General features: G+C 65.1%; 18 protein-coding genes and 2 pseudogenes. 7 read left to right on the top strand and 13 right to left on the bottom strand.

Going from position 1 to position 21,177, the window contains the following annotated elements; all coding sequences use genetic code 11:
- Positions 1 to 51: 51 nt before the first annotated feature.
- The gene (locus ACQ86E_RS02930; RefSeq protein ID WP_431204108.1) at positions 52 to 654 is read left to right on the top strand and encodes a DUF2147 domain-containing protein; all 603 of its coding nucleotides are present in this window, start codon (positions 52 to 54) and stop codon (positions 652 to 654) included.
- A 22-nt stretch (positions 655 to 676) separates the two neighbouring features.
- On the opposite strand, the gene ACQ86E_RS02925 is transcribed toward ACQ86E_RS02930, so the two are convergent.
- A complete protein-coding gene (locus tag ACQ86E_RS02925) occupies positions 677 to 1,816 on the bottom strand; it encodes a hypothetical protein (RefSeq protein WP_431204107.1) in 1,140 nt (379 codons plus the stop codon).
- Positions 1,817 to 2,176: 360 nt separating this feature from the next.
- Between ACQ86E_RS02925 and ACQ86E_RS02920 the strand changes: the two genes are divergently transcribed.
- The gene (locus ACQ86E_RS02920; RefSeq protein WP_431204106.1) at positions 2,177 to 2,533 is read left to right on the top strand and encodes a hypothetical protein; all 357 of its coding nucleotides are present in this window, start codon (positions 2,177 to 2,179) and stop codon (positions 2,531 to 2,533) included.
- Between the two features lie 43 nt (positions 2,534 to 2,576).
- On the opposite strand, the gene ACQ86E_RS02915 is transcribed toward ACQ86E_RS02920, so the two are convergent.
- From ACQ86E_RS02915 to ACQ86E_RS02905, 3 genes are all read right to left on the bottom strand, one after another.
- Positions 2,577 to 2,846, bottom strand: a complete 270-nt coding sequence (locus ACQ86E_RS02915; protein WP_431204105.1) for a hypothetical protein — start codon at positions 2,844 to 2,846, stop codon at positions 2,577 to 2,579.
- A gap of 182 nt (positions 2,847 to 3,028) precedes the next feature.
- A complete protein-coding gene (locus ACQ86E_RS02910; protein ID WP_431204104.1) occupies positions 3,029 to 4,393 on the bottom strand; it encodes a sensor histidine kinase in 1,365 nt (454 codons plus the stop codon).
- Entirely contained in the window at positions 4,390 to 5,070 is a 681-nt protein-coding gene (locus ACQ86E_RS02905; protein WP_431204103.1) for a response regulator transcription factor, read from the bottom strand. Before ACQ86E_RS02905 ends, ACQ86E_RS02910 begins: the two co-directional genes overlap by 4 nt.
- Before the next feature lie 343 nt (positions 5,071 to 5,413).
- On the opposite strand from ACQ86E_RS02905, the gene ACQ86E_RS02900 reads away from it, so the two are divergent.
- Both ACQ86E_RS02900 and ACQ86E_RS02895 read left to right on the top strand, forming a co-directional pair.
- Positions 5,414 to 6,301: a MipA/OmpV family protein gene (locus tag ACQ86E_RS02900; RefSeq protein ID WP_431204102.1), complete on the top strand. Its 888-nt coding sequence runs from the start codon at positions 5,414 to 5,416 to the stop codon at positions 6,299 to 6,301.
- Positions 6,302 to 6,307: 6 nt separating this feature from the next.
- Positions 6,308 to 7,048, top strand: a complete 741-nt coding sequence (locus tag ACQ86E_RS02895) for a hypothetical protein (protein WP_431204101.1) — start codon at positions 6,308 to 6,310, stop codon at positions 7,046 to 7,048.
- 17 nt (positions 7,049 to 7,065) lie between these two features.
- Here ACQ86E_RS02895 and garD read toward each other — a convergent pair whose 3' ends face one another.
- The 7 genes and pseudogenes from garD to ACQ86E_RS02860 form a co-directional block, all read right to left on the bottom strand.
- Complete coding sequence (gene garD / locus ACQ86E_RS02890; RefSeq protein ID WP_431204100.1) at positions 7,066 to 8,607, bottom strand: galactarate dehydratase; 1,542 nt, start codon at positions 8,605 to 8,607, stop codon at positions 7,066 to 7,068.
- A 118-nt stretch (positions 8,608 to 8,725) separates the two neighbouring features.
- On the bottom strand, positions 8,726 to 10,174 hold the full coding sequence (locus tag ACQ86E_RS02885; RefSeq protein WP_431204099.1) for an aldehyde dehydrogenase family protein: 1,449 nt from the start codon (positions 10,172 to 10,174) through the stop codon (positions 8,726 to 8,728).
- A gap of 19 nt (positions 10,175 to 10,193) precedes the next feature.
- Positions 10,194 to 11,537 carry a glucarate dehydratase gene (gene gudD / locus ACQ86E_RS02880; protein WP_431204098.1) on the bottom strand — a complete coding sequence of 448 codons (1,344 nt, stop codon included), beginning with the start codon at positions 11,535 to 11,537 and terminating at the stop codon, positions 10,194 to 10,196.
- Positions 11,538 to 11,563: 26 nt separating this feature from the next.
- Positions 11,564 to 12,508 (bottom strand): 5-dehydro-4-deoxyglucarate dehydratase, encoded by a 945-nt coding sequence (gene kdgD, locus ACQ86E_RS02875; RefSeq protein WP_431204097.1) that lies wholly within the window; start codon positions 12,506 to 12,508, stop codon positions 11,564 to 11,566.
- Positions 12,509 to 12,631: 123 nt separating this feature from the next.
- The gene (locus ACQ86E_RS02870) at positions 12,632 to 13,537 is read right to left on the bottom strand and encodes a LysR substrate-binding domain-containing protein (protein ID WP_431204096.1); all 906 of its coding nucleotides are present in this window, start codon (positions 13,535 to 13,537) and stop codon (positions 12,632 to 12,634) included.
- Between the two features lie 425 nt (positions 13,538 to 13,962).
- Entirely contained in the window at positions 13,963 to 15,912 is a 1,950-nt protein-coding gene (locus ACQ86E_RS02865) for a hypothetical protein (RefSeq protein ID WP_431204095.1), read from the bottom strand.
- Between the two features lie 87 nt (positions 15,913 to 15,999).
- A pseudogene (locus ACQ86E_RS02860) lies at positions 16,000 to 17,081 on the bottom strand (lysylphosphatidylglycerol synthase transmembrane domain-containing protein).
- A gap of 425 nt (positions 17,082 to 17,506) precedes the next feature.
- Here ACQ86E_RS02860 and ACQ86E_RS02855 point away from each other — a divergent pair.
- Positions 17,507 to 18,012: pseudogene (locus tag ACQ86E_RS02855) on the top strand (ferritin-like domain-containing protein).
- Positions 18,013 to 18,065: 53 nt separating this feature from the next.
- On the opposite strand, the gene ACQ86E_RS02850 reads toward ACQ86E_RS02855, so the two are convergent.
- Positions 18,066 to 18,452, bottom strand: coding sequence for a hypothetical protein (locus tag ACQ86E_RS02850; protein ID WP_431204094.1), 387 nt, complete (start codon positions 18,450 to 18,452; stop codon positions 18,066 to 18,068).
- A 124-nt stretch (positions 18,453 to 18,576) separates the two neighbouring features.
- Between ACQ86E_RS02850 and ACQ86E_RS02845 the strand changes: the two genes are divergently transcribed.
- A complete protein-coding gene (locus ACQ86E_RS02845; protein WP_431204093.1) occupies positions 18,577 to 19,164 on the top strand; it encodes a hypothetical protein in 588 nt (195 codons plus the stop codon).
- 33 nt (positions 19,165 to 19,197) lie between these two features.
- On the opposite strand, the gene ACQ86E_RS02840 is transcribed toward ACQ86E_RS02845, so the two are convergent.
- Positions 19,198 to 20,541 (bottom strand): PLP-dependent aminotransferase family protein, encoded by a 1,344-nt coding sequence (locus ACQ86E_RS02840; protein ID WP_431204092.1) that lies wholly within the window; start codon positions 20,539 to 20,541, stop codon positions 19,198 to 19,200.
- A gap of 184 nt (positions 20,542 to 20,725) precedes the next feature.
- Between ACQ86E_RS02840 and ACQ86E_RS02835 the strand changes: the two genes are divergently transcribed.
- A complete protein-coding gene (locus tag ACQ86E_RS02835) occupies positions 20,726 to 20,962 on the top strand; it encodes a DUF1127 domain-containing protein (protein ID WP_262048321.1) in 237 nt (78 codons plus the stop codon).
- The last annotated feature ends 215 nt before the right edge of the window (positions 20,963 to 21,177 follow it).

Raw genomic sequence — 21,177 nt, 5'->3', positions numbered from 1 at the left:
AATCGCCGTAGTCTGCGGCCATTGCAGTGGCGGCTCAGCAAGGTGATCATAATGCGAAATCTCTTTTTCAGCTTTCGGCTGCTCTCGCTCCTCGCGCTCGCGCTGTCGCTCAGTGCGGTGGGGCCTGCCGCCGCGCAGGCACAGCAGCCGACGGCTGCGGGGCTGTGGCAGAAGGTCGAAGACGGCAAGACGGTGGGATGGTTTCTCTTCATCGACCACAACGGCATCTTCGAAGGCGTGATCGCAAAGACCTTCCCGCGCCCGGGCGACGATCCGAACGAGATCTGCTCCAAATGCACCGACGATCGCAAGAACGCGCCGGTGCTCGGCCTCTCCTTCATCCGCGACATGAAGCGTGACGGCTTGAAGTATGAGGGCGGCAACGTGGTCAATCCGCGCGACGGTAACATCTGGAAGGCCAAGATGACGGTGAGCCCCGATGGCCAGACGCTGACCATGCGCGGCTTCCTCGGCATTTCGCTGTTCGGCAAGGACGAAACCTGGACGCGCCTGCCTGACGCCAACATCGCTCAGGTCGATCCCGCCATCGTCGCCAAATATCTTCCGGCACAGGCGACCACCGCCGCGACGACCAAGCCTGCGCCCGCCGCCAAGAAGGGCGGCGCGATGATGGCGCCGGCGCCGAAACAGTAGGCTGCGTCAGTTTTGGGAAACGTCAGTACGTCCGCGCCTTCTTGCACGGCGCATAGAACGTGCCGTTGCCGGCGACAACCTTCTCCAGGCACTGCCGGGGATCGGTGATCTCGCCGTCGACCTGGAAATAGTAGGCTTGCGTGCCGAGGCTCAGGACGTAATATCCCGGCGCAAGCTCGAGCCCGGAATCGCCGGTGTGAAGCTCGTACATTTCGGGGGTCCCTGAGACCGGTGACACCCGGAGCGGATAGGAGACGTTGCGGATGACGGCAACATCGTCTCCGCCACCCGGTGTCTTGCCTGCCGCGTCGGTCGAAAACTCTCTGGCGATCCTCGCCACCATCCGAATCTCGACGCGAGCCGGGATCGAATTGACTGCTTCGCGGCGGAATACGATGAACTTGACGCGGCCGTTTGGCAGATGGGGCCGATCGGGCCTCTTGAATGCGGCCGAAATTCCGATCCGCATGTCGGGCGCCGCAATGCCTGTCGGATTCAACTCCGCCAGCGACTTGTCGTCGATCAGGGCGTAGATGCCGTAGTCGGTCGGCAGCACGCGCGTTGGGGGAGGCGGGACGGCGGGCACCATTTCCGGCTTGGCGACGGTGACCGTCGTCTCCGGCTTGGGCGCGACCAATGCGATCTCCGGGGCCTGCGACGAGATCTGCCGGCGCAGCGCGGCGATATTGTCTCGCTGCGAGACGATCAGGACGACTGCGCCGACGACAAGCAGGATGGCCGCTGTCCGCTTGATCATCGGCAGCAGCGGGCCCGCGTTCACGGGCAGCTCTCTGCGGGACATGCCGATCCCGGGTCGCATAACGGTGGCCTCGCCGGATACCAGAAGACCGCCGGTCTCCTTTGACGATGTGAGTTGCTGCGACGGCAGGCGCTCCAGCGGCGCCTCGTCACGCGAGAACTTCTCGACCTCCTCGATCGCAACCTCGAGGGCCCGCTTCATCTGGTCGATGTTCTTCGCGTCGGCGTAGGTGAACTGCTCCTGGAGCTTGTAGCGGGCAAGATCGTAGACCATCTGCCGCCTGGCCTCCGCGTCGCCCTTCACCGTTTCGAGCATGCGCGAGATCACCAGCGCAAACTGCACCTGGTTTGCGGGCAAATCGGTCGGGTCCTGGCTGGGAAGCAGGTCTTTCGAACCACTCATCGCGCCGACGGTCCGATGCCAGTCACGCCAACACCCAATTCTTCCATTCAAAACAGTCGGTTAAACGATGCCATCCGCGCCCGCCGCAGCTTCGTACACGTCCTGACGCAACAAGGAAAGCCTCTGAAACATTGCCCAAATCGCCGGCCTGTCACACATGCGGCGTGCGCGTCACCGCTGAGGCGTCGCGCCAGTAGTTCCCCGGAATGCGCGTTGGCGCCCGATTTGCATAGCTGTGGCAAAGCAACTGGGGGAGCGAGTCGTCGGCGCCGCGCATCTCCAACCGCGCGCAGCGTGAGCGGCATTGCGCGCCCCCGCGATGACCTCGATCCGCGGGAACACGACATGAGACCTGCAAGTATGAGACTTGGAAGAGTGTCTGCGGCGACGCTGCTTGGGCTGACGGCGCTTCTGGCGACATCGGCGCTTGCGCGCGACGATGGACGTTATGCCAACTCGCCTCTAAAGCCCTGGTTCGAGAGCCTGCACAGCGAATTCGGGCAATGTTGCTCGGATGCCGACGGCTACGTGGTCGCCGATGTCGACTGGGAGTCCGACAAGGGCCGCTACCGCGTGCATCTTGACGACGAATGGGTCGTCGTGCCCGACGGTGCCGTGATCACAGAGCCGAACAAGATCGGCCGCACCATGGTGTGGAAACACTACATCGACGGTCACCCGCGCGTGCGCTGCTTCATGCCCGGCAGCATGACGTAGAGGTTGCTCCGGGGCGGCGCGCCCCGGAATTGACAAGCGGCATTCAGCGCGCTGCGCTCTCCGAAGCCGCGCTGGCGAGTCGCTTGACGCGCGGCGACAGCACCGAAATTTGCGCGGGTGAGGCGGGCATGCCGGCGACGATCATCGCGGGCGCAGGCGACTGTTCCTCGACTCCGGCGCCACCGAGGACCTGCACTTGCGTCGCCGAGATCGGAAACGACTGGATTTCGTAAGCGGGAAGTTCGCCGGCGAAGGCACCGGCCGAGCTCGCAATCATGGCGCCGGCAACGGCAATCAGTGAGAGAACACGCATTGGAAAATCTCCGTTGAAGATATCAATCGGAGGTTTGGTCGCGGCAATGCCGCACCGGGTTCGCCCGTGTGCGAACATTGGGCCGCCGCCTGCGGATCTATTTGATTGCATGATGCGATGGGATGAAACAGGCAGGACGTTTTTTGCGCCAATGTTTCCGCACGGTTTCATGCGAGGGGCAGTCAGTTCGCCTGCAGATCGAGTTGAGGAGACCCGGTGGTTGCACCGGCCTCGGGAAAGCGCAGGCTCATCGTCGTGCCGCGGCCGGATACGGAGGAGATGACGAGCTCGCCGCGGTGGGCAGCCATGATCTCGCGAACGATCGACAGGCCGAGGCCGGCGCCATCGCCCGCGCCGTTGCCGGTCTGGAACGGCTCGAGCAGCCTGTGCTCGGCGCCATCGGGCAGGCCCGCGCCGTCATCATCGATCGAGATACTGCCGCGGCTGAGCGTGGCTGCGATGCGCCGCGCGCCATGGGCGTGGATGAGTGCGTTGCCGACGAGATTGGCGAGCGCGCTGCGGATGGCCGCGTCCACGCCTTGCACCATGAACGGACCTTCGTGTGCCCGCTCCAGCACGAGCTCGATGCCGGCGTCGAGCGCCGAGGGGCCGAAATCGGCCAGCACGTCCAGCGCGATCGCGGCAAGATCAATCGGGCGCTTCTCGATCGCATGATTTTGCAGCCGCGCCAGATCGAGCATCGCCGAGACCAGCGAGGTGAGGCGGCGGACGTCCCGCACCAGTTCGACCTTCAGCTCCGGGTCGGGCACGTCCTCGATCTTCGCGCGCAGCAGCGTCAGCGGCGTGCGGAGCTGATGGGCGGCGTTGCCGAGAAAGCGGCGCTGCATCCGGATATAGGCGTCGATCTCGCCAAAGGCGCGGTTCAGCGCCTCGACCAGCGGCTTCAGCTCGTGGGGGACTTCGGACAGGGATATCAGGCCTTGCGGCGCCGATGGGTCGATCGCGAGCGCGCGACGCGCGACACGTTCGATGCCCCGTGAGACAAAACGAGCGGCCAGCGCCGAGCCGATCGCGACGGTCGCCGCAAAGGCCAGTGCCAGCAGGAAGATCGAAAATACACTGCGGGCAAGGAAGCTCCTGGCGATCCGCCCAAAGCGAACCTGAGGCTCGCCGACCATCATCGCGAGCTGCAGCGGGCCTCGTTGCATGACGGCGAGACAGAAGGTGCTCTTCTGATCGAGCGTGTTGAAGACTGAAGAGCCGATGGGGCCGTGATAGGGAAATGCGAACGGAAGGGCCGGACGGCGTTCGCTGCCGTACTCGCTGATCATGTCGCCCGCGGACACGACGTACCAGAGGTTCGGACTGTCCGCTTCGAGCTCCTCCAGCCCGGGAGTCTGACGTATCGTCAGGTGTTTCTCTTCGATCACCGTCGCACGATCGAGAATGGCCGCGACCACCCGGCAAGCCCTGAACTCGCGCTCCTCCATCGGATAGCGCGAGATGAAGATACCGAGCATGATCAGGAAGATCGTCGTCGCTGCGATACCGAGCGACAGCGCGAACGTCCGGGCGATTGACGTCATCGCGGTTTTGCCAGCCGCAGGATGTAACCGATGCCTCGCATGCTGCGGATCTCGACATCGCCGCCGAGCTCGGTCAGCTTCTTTCTCAAGCGCGAGACCTGCGCTTCGAGCGTGTTGGATTCGATCTCGTCGTCGAAGCCGTAGATCTCCTCGATCAAGGCGGTGCGTGTGATGACGCGGTCGCGGCGCATCAGCAGCGCGCCGAGGATCAGCGCCTCGCGCCGCCGCAGCAGGATCCTCGTGCCGGCGACCACAGCCTCGTTGCTGCCGAGGTGCAGCTCGACATTGCCGAGCGACAGCACCGAGGGGGCGAGCAGCCGGGGCCGTCGCAGTACCGCGCGCACCCGCGCGATCAATTCCTGAGGCTCGAACGGCTTGCCGAGATAGTCGTCGGCACCGCTGTTGAGGCCATCGACGACGTCTTCCTTGGCGTCCTTGGACGTCAGCATGATGATCGCCGGGCGGTCAGGCGACTGGCTCAGCGCCGTGACGACCTGGAGCGCATCTCCGTCGGGCAGCATCCGGTCGACGATCGCTAGATCGTATTTGAAATTGTCCAGCGCCTGACGGGCGTCGGCGATCGAGCCGACCAGGTCGACGACACCGTGCAATTGCCCGAGCAGGCGACTGACATAGGCGCCGATCTGCGGTTCGTCTTCGATCACGAGGGAGCGCACGCGGGTCGTCCTTGACTCTGCTGGGGCAATCGAACCCTGACCGTGACGCTCCCTGGCCGAAGTCTGGCGTTTCGGCTCGTGCGCAGGGTTCCCCATTAAGGCAGCGAGCGAGGCGAATAAAAGGCAGGAACGAGGGGGCTGAAAGGCGCCGGCGGCCGAAGTTTCGGAGCGGAGTGGCGGTCGTGCAATGTTCGGGCAATGTTGATCCGGCGGTGCGTGCGTCGGGAGCGGAATAGGGCCGGTGGTTCCGCCCTGCAATCTTGGGGCAATTTTGCCGGATCACATGCTGTGGCTCCAATCACACCAGTCGATCAGGCCAGCAAGGCCGGTCCGGGGCCCCGTAATGAAGCATCTTGACGAAGCCGCCTTCCGCCTTGCGGCCACTGCGCGGCGAACAACCGCCTTCCTCGCCGCACTCGGCGCGGTCACGGCGATCCCTCCGTCGGCTTCGGCGCAAACCGCGTTCACGCTGCCGGCCCCGCCGTTCGACGTGCCGATGCTGCCTTCGCCTTCCGGCAACTGGACCGTCATGGTCGGCATCGGCGGAGAGTACGCGCCGGATTTCGTCGGATCGAACAACGGGAAGGCTCTTCCGGTCCCGATCTTCTCCATTCGCCGTGCCGGATCGGTCGACCAGTTTCGCGGGCCGCGAGACAGCGCCAGCATTGCGCTGCTCGACGTCGGCAATTTTCGCGCAGGGCCTGCGTTCAAATACGTCTCATCGCGCAAGAGCGACAAATATGCCGAGCTGACCGGCCTCGGCGACGTCAAGGCCGCATACGAGCTCGGCGGCTTCGTCGAATATTTTCCGGTCGACTGGCTGCGCCTGCGCAGCGAATTGCGCCAAGGCATGGGCGGCCATACCGGCACGGTGGCGGATGTGTCCGCCGACGTCATCGTGCCGCTGATCCAACGGCTGACGATTTCGGCCGGCCCGCGTTTCACCTGGAAAAGCACCAAGGCGACCGCGCCGTATTTCGGCGTCGATGCGGTGCAGGCGGCAGCATCGGGATTGCCGAACTACGATGCCAGGGGCGGCGCACATTCGGTCGGCTTCGGCAGCCAGATCTCCTATCGCTTCAATCCGCAGTGGGAGGTCCATGCCTATGTCGAGTACCAGAAGCTGCTCGGCGATGCCGCCGACAGCCCGCTGGTGAAGCTGCGGGGATCGTCGAACCAGACCACCGTCGGCCTCGGCGCGTCCTATTCGTTCGACTTCAGGATTCGATAGGTCGCCATGCGCCGCATTGTTGCTCTGTGGATTGGCCTCGCGGTCGCGTCCGTCGCTCTCAGCGCCGCCGCGGCGTTCGAGACGCGCGCGACGAAACTTCAGGCGATCAAGACCGTCGGCATCGTCTCGGCCATCGGCGAGGAGATGAGCCTGACGCAGGCCGGCCTGACCGGCATCGCCAACGCCGGGCAAAGTGCCTCGATCGGCGCATGGGGCCTGGACGAGCTGATCGTCCAGCAGGTGACCAGGCTGCTAAGCAATCGCTATCGTGTGCAGCCGGTGAGCTACCGGCGTGCGGCATTCGCCGCGATTCGGGATTCGGCGGTCGCGCCCGTCAATCTGCTGCGCAGCGATCCCTTCAAGGAGCTGGTTCGCACCGATGTCGCTCCGCAGGGGCTGGACGCCTATATCGTGATCACCCGGGCGAGATCGAAACTCGGAAACGGTCGCAACGTCGAGGGCGTCGGGCTCGCTCAATATCGGACGCTGCTTGCGGACTACGGCCTCATCCACGCGTTGTATGAGGTGCGTGTGATCGAGGGGAAATCATTCGACGTGATCGAGAAGCGTGCCGCCGCGCCGCTCGACAACACGGGGACCATGCGGCTTGCGGGTCCAAGCGGGCCGGTCGACGAGACGTTTGAAGGCCCGGCTGCGAACGACCGGCTGCGCGCGGCGATTGCGGATCTCATCACGCGCAGCCTGCCGGTCACGCTGGGTGATATGCACCTGATCGATGGTCAGTGACCGGGGGGTTATTGTCCTCAGGTCACCGGCGCCGGGTTGAACAGCGTGAGATCATTGTGGATACCCCAGCGGTCCGACCACGGCTTGGTCCGGCCGCTGGCGACGTCGAGGATCAGGCGGAACAGGTCCCAGCCGGTTTCCTCGATGGTCTTCTCGCCGGTGGCGATGCCGCCCGCGTCGAAGTCGATCAGGTCCTTCCAGCGGCGCGCAAGCTCGGTGCGGGTCGCGACCTTGATCACGGGCGCGGCCGCAAGGCCGTAGGGCGTGCCGCGGCCGGTGGTGAACACTTGCAGTGTCATGCCGGAGGCGAGCTGGAGCGTGCCGCAGATGAAGTCTGACGCGGGCGTCGCCGCGAACAGCATGCCCTTCTGCGTCGCCTTCTCGCCGGGCGAGAGCACGCCGGTGATGGCGCTCGAGCCGGACTTGACGATCGAGCCCAATGATTTCTCGACGATGTTGGCGAGGCCGCCCTTCTTGTTGCCGGGCGTGGTGTTGGCGCTGCGATCGGCGCCGCCGCGGGCGAGATAGGAATCGTACCAGGCCATCTCGCGCACCAGCGCGCGGCCGACGTCCTCGTTGATGGCGCGGCGCGTCGGCAACTGGATCGCGTCGCGTACTTCGGTGACCTCGGAGAACATCACGGTGGCGCCGGCGCGCACCAAGAGGTCGGCGGCAAAGCCGACGGCGGGGTTCGCCGTGACGCCGGAGAACGCGTCGCTGCCGCCGCACTGCAGGCCGATGACGAGGTCCGAGGCCGGACAGGTCTCGCGCGTGCGGGTGTTGAGGATTTTCAGGCGGGCTTCGGCCTGGGTCATGATCGCATCGACGATCGCGCCAAAGCCGTCGAAGGCTTCGTCCTGCATCCGCACGATGGCGTCACTGACGCCTTCCGGCACCAGCCGCTCCGGCGCGAGCTTTTCGCAGCCGAGGCTGATGACCAGAATCTCGCCGCCGAAATTCGGGTTCTGCGCGATGTTCTGCAGCGTGCGGATCGGCACGATCGCATCGGGGGCATTGATGGCGACCCCGCAGCCATAGGCGTGCGTCAGCGGCACGACGTCATCGACGTTCGGGTACTTCGGCAGCAGTTCGGCGCGGATGCGCTTGACCGCATATTCCATCGTGCCCTTGACGCATTGCACGGAGGAGGAGATGCCGAGGATGTTCTTGGTGCCGACCGAACCGTCGGTGTTGCGAAAGCCCTCGAAGGTGAAACCTTCGAGCGGCGGCAGCGGCGCGGGGACGGCGGTGGAGATTTCGAGCTTGTCGAGGGCAGGAGCCTCCGGCATGCGGATGCGCGCCTCATCCACCCATTCTCCGGCCAGAATCTGCGACAGCGCGTGGCCGATGACCTCGCCATAGCGGACGATCGGGGCGCCTTCCGCGATGTCGACCAGCGCCGTCTTGTGCCCTTGCGGCACGAAGGCGCGCAGTGTCAGGCCGCTGGCGAAGCGCGAGCCGGCGGGAAGCCCGAAATCATTGACCACGATCGCGACATTGTCGCGCTCGTTGAGCTTGATGTAGCGGGGCTGCTCTTTCGCGGCGACGTCCTGGTCCATTTGCTTTGCCTCAGAAGCCGAAGTCGTAGGTGGGCAAAGGCGCAACGCGCCGTGCCCACCATGCTTCACGTCAAGCGTAGGCGGTGGGCACGCTTCGCTTTGCCCACCCTACGGGGTTTCAGCCCGGAAAGGTATAAGCCGTCTTCACCGTCGTGTAGAACTCGCGCGCATAGGAGCCCTGCTCGCGGGCGCCGTAGCTCGAGCCCTTCCGGCCGCCGAACGGGACGTGATAGTCGACGCCGGCGGTCGGCACATTGACCATCACCATGCCGGACTCGCTGTTGCGCTTGTAGTGCGAGGCATATTTCAGGCTCGACGTGCAGATGCCGGAAGCGAGGCCGAACTCGGTGTCGTTGGAGATCGCCAGCGCTTCGTCGTAATTCTTGGCGCGGATGACCGCGGCGACGGGGCCGAAGATTTCCTCGCGCGCGATACGCATGTTGTTGTTGGCTTCGGTGAACAGCGCCGGCTGGAGGTAGTGGCCGGGCGTCTCGCGCTTGAGCAGCTCGCCGCCGAAGGCGAGCTTGGCGCCCTCGTCCTGGCCGATCTTGATGTAGCGCAGGTCCTGGTCGAGCTGGCTCTGGTCGACGACGGGGCCGATATGCACGCCGGTCTTGAGCGCGTCGTCGACCGAGAGGCTCTTCAATCGTTCGGCCATCGCGGCGACGAAGCGGTCGTGGATGCCTTCGGTCACGATCAGGCGGGAGGAGGCGGTGCAGCGCTGTCCCGTGGAGAAATAGGAACCGTTGACGGCGACCTCGACGGCAGTCTTCAGGTCGGCGTCGTCGAGCACGACCAGCGGATTCTTGCCGCCCATTTCGAGCTGGAACTTCTTCATCGGGTTCGACAGCACGCAAGCCTGGGCGATCTTGCGTCCGGTCTGCACCGAGCCGGTGAAGGAGATCGCGGCGACATCAGGATGTTCGAGCAGGGTCTGGCCGACGACGGAGCCGGAGCCGATCACGAGATTGAACACACCGGCGGGAATGCCGGAGCGGGTGATGATCTCGGACAGCGCATGCGCGGAGCCCGGCACCAGCTCAGCCGGCTTGAACACCACCGTATTGCCGTAGCAGAGCGCCGGCGCGATCTTCCAGGCCGGGATCGCGATCGGGAAATTCCAGGGCGTAATCATGCCGATGACGCCGACCGGCTCGCGCGTGAGCTCGACGTCGAGACCGGGACGCACGGAGGCGCCCTTTTCGCCGATCAGCCGCAGGGCCTCGCCGGCGAAGAACGCGAAGATCTGGCCGGCACGCGCGACCTCGCCGACGCCTTCCGGAAGCGTCTTGCCTTCCTCGCGCGCCAGCAGACGGCCGAGTTCGTCCTTGCGGGCGAGAATTTCGAGAGAGATCTTGTTCAGTGCGTCAAAGCGCGCTTGCGGCGTCGATTGCGCCCAGGCGGGGAAGGCGGCCTTGGCGGCGGCGATCGCCTTCTCGGTCTGCGCCTTGTCGGCCTTGGCGTATTCGCCGACGACGTCGTTGGTGTTGGAAGGATTGATGTTCCTGGTGACGCCGGAGCCGTCGACCCATTCGCCGCCGATGAAGTTCTTCAGGATCGCAGTCATCTCACTTCCTCCAAATTTTCTAGCGCACGAGGCAGGGGCGCTTGTCGTCAAACGTCCAGCCGGGGATCAAGTCCTGCATGGCAATAGCGTCATCACGGGCGCCAAGTCCATGCTGTTTGTAGAGCTCATGGGCGGTCTCGATGGCTGCGCGGTCGATCTCGATGCCGAGGCCGGGACGTTCCGGCACCGCGATCTTGCCGCCCCTGATCCGGAGCGGCTGTTTGGTCAGCGCCTGGCCGTCCTGCCAGATCCAGTGGGTGTCGATCGCCGTGACCTTGCCGGGGGCGGCGGCACCGACATGGGTGAACATCGCGAGCGAAATGTCAAAATGGTTGTTGGAGTGCGAGCCCCAGGTCAGGCCGTTGTCACGGCAGGTCTGGGCGACGCGCACCGAGCCCTGCATGGTCCAGAAGTGGGGATCGGCGAGCGGAATGTCTACCGCACCCAAGCGCAGCGCATGGGAGAGCTGGCGCCAGTCGGTCGCGATCATGTTGGTGGCGGTCGGCAGGCTGGTTGCGCGTCGAAACTCGGCCATGATCTCGCGGCCGGAGAAGCCGGCCTCGGCGCCGCAGGGGTCCTCGGCATAGGCGAGGATGCCGTGCATGTCCTTGCAGAGCCGGATCGCCTCATCCAGCGACCAGGCACCGTTCGGGTCCAGCGTGACGCGCGCCTTCGGAAAGCGCCTGGCGATCGCGGTGACGGCCTCGATCTCCTGCTCACCGTCCAGCACGCCGCCCTTGAGCTTGAAGTCCGCGAAACCGTAGTGATCGTGGGTGGCTTCCGCGAGGCGCACCACGGTTTCCTGCGTCATCGCCTCCTGATGGCGGAGGTTGAACCATTCGGCCTTGCCGGTCTCGCCCTTGACGTAGTCGAGCTTGCTCTTCCGGCGGTCGCCGACGAAGAAGAGATAGCCGAGCGTCTCGACGCTGTTGCGCTGCTGGCCTTCGCCGAGCAGGGCGGCAACGGGCAGATCGAGATGCTGGCCGAGCAGGTCGAGCAGCGCGGATTCGATCCCCGTGACCGCGTGGATCATCACGCGCAGGTCGAACGTCTGCTTGCCGCGGCCGCCGGCATCACGGTCGGCGAAGGCGGTGCGGACGTCGGCGAGGATGTCGTTCATCGCGCCGACGGTCTTGCCGACCACGAGATCTCGGGCATCCTGGAGCGTCTGCCGGATCTTCTCGCTCCCCGGCACCTCGCCGACGCCGGTGTGGCCGGCATTGTCGGTGAGGATGACGATGTTGCGGGTGAAGAACGGCGCATGCGCGCCGCTGAGGTTGAGGAGCATGCTGTCACGGCCGGCGACCGGGATCACCTGCATCGACGTAACGACCGGTGCACCAGAAATTTTGGTTTCGGCCATCGCACGCTCCTCCCTGTTGTCGTCTGTTATTCTGCAGCCTGTTGTGACGATCGAATGGCGGGCAGATTCTTCACCAGCGCGGCCAGCTCGGCGATCTCCTGCTCGGTGAGGTCGGTCAGCGGCGGGCGGACCGGGCCGGAATCGCGGCCGATCACCTTCATGCCGGCCTTGATGATCGAAACCGCATAACCCTTCCTGCGGTTGCGGATCGCGATCAGCGGCAGGATGAAGTCCTTCAGTCCGGCGTGGATCGTCGCATGGTCGCGCTTGCGCACCGCGGCGTAGAAATTGGTGGCGAATTCCGGAACGAAGTTGAACACGGCCGAGGAGTAGGTCGTCACGCCCATGTCGAGATATGGCAGCGCGAAGGTCTCCGCGGTCGGCAGACCGCCGATATAGGTCAGGCGGTCGCCGAGCTTGGTGTAGACGCGGGTCATCAGCTCGATGTCGCCGATGCCGTCCTTGTAGCCGACGAGGTTCGGGCAGCGCTCGGCGAGGCGGGCGAGCGTGTCGGGCTGGAGGATGGCGTTGTCGCGGTTGTAGACGATGACGCCGATCTTCACGGAGGCGCAGACTGCCTCGACATGGGCGGCAAGGCCGTCCTGCTCCGAATGGGTGAGATAGGGCGGCAGCAGCAACAGGCCGTCGGCGCCGGCTTTCTCTGCGCCAATAGCGATCTCGCGGGCGGTGGCGGTGCCGTAGCCCGTGCCGGCGAGCACGGGCACGCGGCCTTTGGTCTCGTCCACGGCGATCTTGACGATCTCCGGCACTTCGCTCGCCGTCAACGAGAAGAACTCGCCGGTGCCGCCGGCGGCGAACAGACCTGCAACATCATAGCCGCACAGCCAGTCCATGTTGGCGCGGTAGGTCGCCTCGTCGAAGGAATGGTCCGCTTTGAATGGTGTGACGGGGAAGGACAGCAGGCCCGATCCGATCTTCTGGGCCATTTCCTGCGGGGTCATCTTGCTCATAGGCGCGGCTCCCTTGCCTCGTGTTGTGGAGGACGCGAGCCTGCGCGTCCATGCGCCGTGGTTTAGGAGACCGTTCGATGCGCGTCCAAGCCAAAGCCTATATCGACCAATGCGAAATCAGCATCAATCTTCCATCGGGTCCGCGCAGGACAATTCACCGGCGATTTTGACCAGGGCCGACAGCAGCGGATTCTCGTCGTCGCGGCGCCAGACCATGAATAGCTCCACCGGAAGGCGCGTGCGCAGCTTGAGGGGACGCAGGCGGACGTCGGAGATCTTCAGCCCGGCAGCCGCGGCCGGCACGATGGCAAGGCCGAGGCCGGCGCGGACCATGGCGAGGATCGAGTGGATCTGGCTGAGATGCTGGACGTAGCGCGGCAACACGTCGGCGCGGGTGAACAGCGCCACCAGCAGATCGTGGAAGTAGCGGCTCTCGTAAGGCGAATACATCACGAAGGGCTGGTCGTCGAAATCCTTGATGGTGATGCTCTCCGCATTCGCCAGCGGATGCTTCCTGGGGATCGCGGCGAGCAGGGGTTCGGCGACGACGCGGCGGCTGGCCACTTCGGGGCGCGCGATCGGCGGGCGGAGCAGGCCGGCGTCGATCTGACCGGAACTGAGCGCTTCGAACTGGTCGCCCGAGACCATCTCCTTCAGCGAAAAATCCACCTCCGGCAACTTGGCGCGGCAAGCCGCGACCAACTCGGGCAGGAAGCCGTAGGCGGCGGCGGCCGTAAAGCCGATCTTCAACGAGCCGGTCTTGCCGAGCGCGATGCGGCGGGCGACCTGCGAAGCGCTCTCCGCAAGCTTCAGGATCCGGCGTGCCTCCGGCAGGAAGCTGCGTCCGGCCGGCGTCAGCCGCACCGAGCGGCTCGTCCGCTCCAGCAGCGGCGCATCGATGATGTGCTCGAGCACTTGGATCTGCCGCGACAGCGGCGGCTGGGTCATGTTCAGCCGCGCGGCGGCGCGGCCGAAATGCAGTTCTTCGGCCACAGTGACGAAACAGCGGAGCTGGTTGAGGTCGAACATCGATGCATGTCTTAGATGGATAAGGCGCTTCCTCGGAACTTCTAGCATCGATCATCCCCAGAACAAAGACGGCGGCTTTTTGAGCCGCCGTTGAGTTGCCTGTCCCGCTCCGATCCTTTGGAGCGCCCAGGAGGAACATTTGAGCACCACCCGCTGGATCCTGCCGACCACCATTTCGAGGTCGGCGGCATGCGATTCCTAGAGGTGCGCGCGGCGGAGTGTCCAAGTTGAAGGGGGTATCGATCGATGCCGTTTTTGGATTGATGGAACGGCAGGTGCTCCGCGCTCCACTGGTCATTCCCCGCGAAGGCGGGAAATCCAGTACGCCGCGGCATCTCGATTCAAGCACTGCTGTCACGGAGTACTGGATCGGCCGCTTTCGCGGGCGATGACAACGCGGGTGGGGAGAGAGCTCGCTCTCGCTTCTACTGCTGCGTACCTAGCAGCGGGGCCAGCAGCCCGCGCGTCACGCCCGGCGGCACGGCATCGAGCCCCAGCACCGCGCTCGCGGCCGGCAGCGTGGCGTCCGCCATCGCAGCGTGGCCCTCGGCGCTCGGATGTACGGCGCCGCCATAGACGGCCGACAGCACGCCCCAGGTGGCGTCGTGGATATCGGTCGGCTGGCTCGCCGCCGGCAGGCCCTGCGGATAGGTCATCGCGGCGAAATAGCTGTCATTGGCGTCGCGGATCCAGCGAGCGCGGGGCAGGTAGGCGCGATATTCGGAGGCGCCGCGACCGCACAGCATCGGCTGGCTCGCCGCGCTGACGATATCCGGATTGAAGCTCCGGCCGTTCTCGGCAAAGCAAGTGCGGTCGAATTCGGGATCGTTGCCGGCATGAGCGCAGAAGCCGTGATCGGCGAACGCGGCCTGATGCGAATCCACGAAGGTCATGCGGTCGGCTTCGGGATCGCGGCACAGCGCGCCGCGCGTGCAGGTCGCGAGCCCCTTCAGTTGCGGCAAGAACTCGGTGTCGACGAAAGTCGAGACGCGGGCGATACGCTGTGGGTCGGCGTTGAAGGACGGATGGATGTCGAAGCCGGCGCGGCCGCCGCGGCATGGCACGCCGCCGTCGGCGAGCGCGGGATTGGCGTAGGAGACATAGACCACGTGCGAGAGGTCGCCGCCGACCAGCGGCTTCAACGCCTCGCGCAACTTGACGAAATTCTGCGGCAGCTCGCGCGCGAGCGCGTCGCGGGAATCATCGACGCTCGCCATCACGCCGGAGCGGCGGAAGATGGCGCGTTCGGTCGCGGTCTCGACGATGACGTCGGCGACGAGGCCGGAGAAATAGACATCGTTGGCGCCGACCGAAAGCAGCACGAGGTCGAGGTTGCGGTCGGGCTGGCGCTTCTTCGCGGCGGTGAGCGCTTCGCGCAGCTCGGCGACCTGCGCGTTCACACTGGTGTTGCAGACGCCGGTTTTGCCGGGCGGGCATTCGCGGGCACGCTGCGAACCGAGCAGACCATCACTGATGCTGGCGCCGGTGCAGGCGAGCGGGAGGAAGGTCACCGCGATGTGGGTGTAGCGGACCGCGAGGGCGAGCGCCGTGCGTGCCTGGTAGCTGTAGAGCGAACGGTGGCAGGGCGAGTTCAACCAGAGCGCGCCGTAGCGTTGCCAGTTGGCGAGCGTATCGGGCGCCTCGCAGGCACGGCCGCCCTTGTAGCCGGCGCGGCTCGGCCGGTAATACTGCGCACCGGCGGTGCCGAGATAGGAGCGGAAGCAGAAGCCTTCGTCCGACAGCGCCAGCGGCCGGTCCGGATTGCCTTCGCCCGAGGCGATGCTGTCCCCGAGCCCGGCAATGAAGATGTCGCGAACCTGGATCTCGGTCTGGACGCGCTGTGTCGGATCGGAGCCGGAGGAGACGTCCACGCTTGCGACCGTCTGCTTGCCGTAGCGGACCCGCAGATTGATCGGCTCGGCGCAGTCGAAGGTCGATTGTTGTGGCCCGTCGCCGTCGTCGAACGACCAGGCGCAGGTGGCGCCGACCGGGACCGCGCCGGTCAGGCGCACCGTGACGGGATGGTCGATCGGGGTAATGTAGTTCTCTTTGACGTTGTCCCGGGTACAGGGCTGGTTGACGCGGCCCTGCAGGTCGATGCAGAGCCGGTTGACCATGTTGCGAGCCCAGCCGCGGCCCTCGCTCTGCAGCTCCAGCGACTGCTCGGCGGCGAGAATGCTGCGGTTACGCGCGTTCTCGACGTGGAGCAGGAAGTCGCGCTCTTCGCGAAAGAGGCGAAAGCGGTTGCGCACCTCCCAATTGATCTGCATCGCGCCGGCGTCCTGCGCGGCGGCGTGCTGGAGCGGCAAAGACGTCAGAAGCCCGACGAGCAGCAGAGCGCCCGCGGCGAGGGTACGAAAGGAGACAGCGATCATGGCCCGCGTGTTCAACGGCAAAGTTGAGGCGGAAATAAGAGAGGATTGCTGCGCCGCCCGCAACCCTTGTTTGGACCGTCCAGCCTCTTAACGCTTGCTGGCCTGCCGCAGCGACCGCTCGCGCTCCATCGCTGCCACCTGCTTGGGAAGGTTGGCCTGGGCGCAGGCCTCCGCCAGCCGCCGTCGCTCCTGCCAGGGCTCGACCACGTTCATCCAGAGCTCGCGCGCGCCCATGATGGAGATGGCCAGACCGAACGGGATCACGAAATAGAGGATGCGGAACACCAGCAAGGTCGCCAGCAGCTGCTCGCGGCCGAATTCGGGCAGCGCCACCAGCATGGCGGCGTCGAACACGCCGAGCGAGCCCGGGGCGTGGCTGGCAAAGCCGAGCAGCGTCGCCAGGATGAACACGACGGAGAGCGACAGGAAATCGATGTGCGGATTGGCCGGCACAAGCAGGTACATCGCCAGCGCGCAGAAGCCGAGATCGACCACGCCGATCATGATCTGCACCAGCGTCAGCGGCGCCGACGGCAGCACCACCTTCCAGCCCTTCTGGCCGAGCTCGCGGCGCTTCTCGCCCATGCACAGCCAGACCAGATAGGCGCCGATCGAGACCAGGCCGCCGATCGCGATCAGCCGGTTGATCGACGGAGGGAGCTGGTCCATGTAGGTGGCGGCATCCGGATGGATGGCCATGCCGATCGAGAGCACGAAGATGTTACCGAGCCAGAAGGTCAGGCCGGACAGGAAGCAGATCTTGGCAACGTCGATCGCGTTCAGCCCGTAATCCGAATAGATCCGGAAGCGGATCGCGCCGCCGGTAAACACGGTGGCGCCGATGTTGTGGCCGATCGAATAGGACGTGAAGCTGGAAAGTGCTGCGATGCGATAGGGCACGTGTTTCTTGCCGATCGTTCGCAGCGCAAAAAGTCGTAGAAGGTCAGCGTACAGAACGCGAAGACGACGCAGATCGCCGCCAGCCCGATATTGGCGCGGGGGATTTCGGTCAGCGCGGTCAGGATGACGCCGGTATCGATCCCCTTGAGGGTGCGCACCAGCGTGGTGACGGCAAAGGCGATGATGAAGACGCTCGCGGCAATGCCGAGCCGTCGCCAGCCGATCCATCTCTTGAAGCCGCGTTTCAGCGCGGGCAGCAGTCCGTGCATTCATCCTCCCGGCGGGGGCAAGACCGACCGGGCCAGACATTGGCCGGTCGGGTACGATCAGTGCCCGAACTGGGCGTCGATCGCTAGGCATGATGTAGCTCATTTAAGGCAAAAACAGCGACTTGTGCAGCCCTTGACAAGGATAGGTTCTGCGTTCGGCAACCGCTTTTGTCATATGTGGTTCACATCCGGCGCGTTAAGCATATGAGTCGCGAGGTTGCGGGCGGACCGTGCGTCCGTAAGTTGCCATGATCGCAACTGCGACCCTCGCCGGCATTGTTCCAGCGCAAGCCTTGCGGGCTTTTTAGGAACGTCGCTGCCGCGCGATGGTTAGCGTCCCATCAGCAATCGAACATGGCGGAAGATGCGGCTTTTCTTGTGAGCCGTTGCCGTCGTGTTCCCGAACCCCGAGAGGATCCGCAACGATGGGACTGTTCACCAAGGACATCAAGACGATGAACGATTTGTTCGTGCACCAGCTGCAGGACATCTATTACGCCGAACAGCAGCTCACCAAGGCGCTGCCGAAAATGGCGGAGAAGGCGACCGATCCGCAGCTGAAGCAGGGCTTTTGACGCACCTCGAAGAGACCAGGCAGCACGTCGCCCGCCTCGAGGAAGTGTTCAAGATGCACGGCGCCCAGGTCAAGGCGGTTGATTGCCCGGCGATCGACGGCATCATCGAGGAAGCCGAGGAGACCGCCGGCGAAGTCGCCGACAAGGCGGTGCTCGACGCGGCGCTGATCAACGCGGCGCAGGCCGCGGAGCATTACGAGATCGTCCGTTACGGCAGCCTGATCGCCTGGGCCAAGCAGCTTGGCCGTACCGATTGCGCGGCCGTGCTCGCCAAGACGCTCGAGGAGGAGAAGGCGACCGACAGGAAGCTGACGACGCTTGCCGAGAGCAAGGTGAATCTGCGCGCCGCCAGCTAACGCGAAGCTGCTGCTTGAAACGCCGCGCGGTTTTTCGCGCGGCGTTTTCGTGTTCAGCCGCGGCGCAGCGCGAAATGCGCGCCGCAGAACGCCATCACCGCGCCAAGGCAGAGCGCGGCCAGCCCGGCGAGCACGCCGGAGACGGTCGGGATCGGGCTTGGCGCCGAAGCCACCTGGCCCGCACCCGCGAGCAGGAGCACGCCGACCGCGATCAGGAACTGGCGCATGCGCTGCGGGATCTGGCCGTCGGCGGCGCTCTGCATCAACGTCGCGGTAAAATAGCCGCCGGAAAAACCGACCGTGGCGATCAGCCACCAGGCGATCGCCGCGCCCGCGGGAATGAACTCATGCGTGTCGGAGTGCCAGAGGCCGCCGAGGTCGAGGCCGTAGCGCGCGCCCAGCATGTGCACCGCGAGCGCGAGCAGCACGCCGGAGATCATTGCGGCGCCGAGAATCAGGCGTCGCGGAAAAAGGTCGTCTCAGCCATGTCCCGCTTGTAGGATGGGCGAGGGCGATCGTGCAAGCGGATCGCCGACGGGATTGCGGTACGGGTTGATTGCCGAGATGCAGGTTTCGGAAGCTGAGGTGCCTTCGGGTGAGAGCTACGCCTACAAGGCGTCGCTGATCGGCTCGGCGCATCGCTTCGAGCTGACGGACGAGGGGCTGTCCTGGCACATCTCCGGCCGTTCCGGCCTGTGGCCCTATGACGAGATCAGCGCTGTCAGTTTGTCGTTCCGCCCGGTGTCGATGCAGCAGCACCGCTTCCGCGCCGATGTCAGCCATGCCGGTGGCGGCCGCATCAGGATCCTGTCGACGAGCTGGCAGACCCCGGCGCTGGTGGCGCCGCAGGACAATGGATTTCGCGATTTCATCATCGCCCTGCACGCGCGGATGGCGAAGGCCGGCAGCCGTGCCACACTCACGGCGGGTCTGGGTCGCAGGACCTATGCGGCGGTGCTGGCGTTCCTGGCCGTGCTGGCGGTGGCAATGACGGGCCTGCTGATCCGCGCGCTGGTGATCGGCGAATTCGCCGGCGCGCTGTTCATCATCGGCTTTGCCGCGCTGTTCATCTGGCAAGTCGGCGGCTTCGTCCGGCGCAACCAGCCGCAAAGCTACAGCTTCGATCGCGTGCCCAAGGCTTTATTGCCATAAGGCTTTGTTGCCATAGCCCTTGCTGCCTTAGCGCTACTCCGTCGAGTCGAAATCCTCTTCCTTGGTGCCGAGCAGCGAGACGAGCGTGCGCAGGCCGGAATCGAGTTGTTCGGGCGAGGGCGGTGCGAGCGCGAGCCGCACTGCGTTCGGAGCGTGTCCATGTGCGATGGCGAAGGTCGAGGACGGCGTCAGTGCAATGCCGCGCCGGGCGGCCGCGGCGACGAAGGTCTGCGAGCGCCAGTGCGGCGGCAGCGTCAGCCACAGATGATAGGAGCGCGGGTCGGCCGCGAGCTGGTAGCCTGCGAGCAGCCGTGCCGCGGTGTGCTGGCGGCGCGCAGCGTCGATCCGCTTCAGCCGCGTCAGCTCGGCGACGGTGCCGTCGGCCATCAGCCGCTGCCCGGAGGCGAGCGCGTGGCCCGAGGCGATCCAGCCGCCGGTGCGGACTGCGCCCATCACGCTCTCGCGCAGATGCGGCGGCGCGACCATGATGCCGAGTGCGAGTCCCGGCGCGACCTTCTTGGACAGGCTGTCGATTACGATGCAGCGGTCGGGCCCGAGCGCCGCGAGCGGCGTATCGTCGGCGAGGAAGCCGTAGACGGCGTCCTCGATGATGTTGAGATCGAGCTTCTCGGCGACGCGCATGATGTCGGCGCGCCGCGTCGCGTTCATGGTGACGCCGAGCGGGTTCTGGATGATCGGCTGCAGATACAGCGCCGACAGATGCGCTTCGCGATGCGCCTTCTGGATCGCATCGGGACGCGCGCCGAATTCGTCCATCGTGATCGGGACCAGCGTCACACCCAGCCGCGCCGCGATGCTCTTGACGTAGGGGTAGGTCAGCGCCTCGACGCCGCAGCGGCCGCCGGTGGGGACGAGTGCCGCAAGCGCGGCTGCGAGCGATTGCTTGCCGTTGGCGGTGAAGACGATCTGCTCGGCCTGCGGCGTGAAATCCTTGCGCGCGAGATAGGCTGCGGCCGCATTGCGCGCGCTCTTGGTGCCGGTGCTGGTCGAGACGCGCAACGCGGATTCGAGCGCATCGACGCGTTCGAGTCCGGCAAGGCTCTTGGCGATCATCGCCCATTGCTGCGGTAATAACGGATAATTGACCTCGAAGTCGATCCGCGCGTCGCGCGGCTCGCTCAGCGACTCGACCTCGCGCCTGATGTCGCCGGAGATGAAGGTGCCGCGGCCGACTTCGCCGACGACGAGGCCGCGACGGAGCAACTCCGTATAAACCCGGCTCGCGGTCGAGACGGCGATGCCCCGATCGTAAGCAAAATTTCGCTGTGGCGGCAGACGGTCGCCGGGCCTTAACGTCCCGTTAGAAATATCCGAGGCTATTGCGTCGGCAAGCTTCACGTACTCGAACTTGGACATTATTGCACCGAGAGCAATGTTTTACTTGCTCCGAGTAATGTACTGGAGCATTTAAGTTCCATCAAGGCCCGCGATTGAGCCGAGGAAAGCGAGAGCAATCCGACGGCAAATGAGGTGCAAACGCTCAGGCGTCTGCGCCAACGGCATCCGCTTCGCCGCGTGGACCACAGGCCGGAGAAGAAACATGACCACGATTTCCCAAACTGCCGGGCGGAGTTTGCGCCCGTCCTCGACGGGCGGATTTTTCAGCACGCTCGTCAACGCCGCCTATGCCCTGTTCGATCGTCTGGAGCACCGCACCGCGGTCAAGACGCTGAACGAACTCGACGACCGCGCCCTGCGCGACATCGGGATCAATCGCAGCCAGATCGAGGATGCGGTGTACGGTCAGTTCAAGGCCGAGCTGACGCGGTATCTGTAAGCGCATCTTCTCTTGTCCCGGACGCGCTTCAACGCAAAGCGTTGCTGCGCAGCGTCCGGGGCATGAGACCGAGGCTTGGTGCGTAGCTGCTGCTTCTGCTCCGTCATTGCGAGCGCAGCGAAGCAATCCAGCCTGTCACCGCGGAAAGTCTCTGGATTGCCTCGCTGCGCTCGCAATGACGGAGCACGAGGCGTCGGCCCCGCTCTTTCAATTTG

This window comes from Bradyrhizobium betae, assembly GCF_050632175.1.
Classification (GTDB): Bacteria; Pseudomonadota; Alphaproteobacteria; order Rhizobiales; family Xanthobacteraceae; genus Bradyrhizobium; species Bradyrhizobium betae_B.
This window is presented reverse-complemented; position numbering and strand designations above follow the sequence as displayed.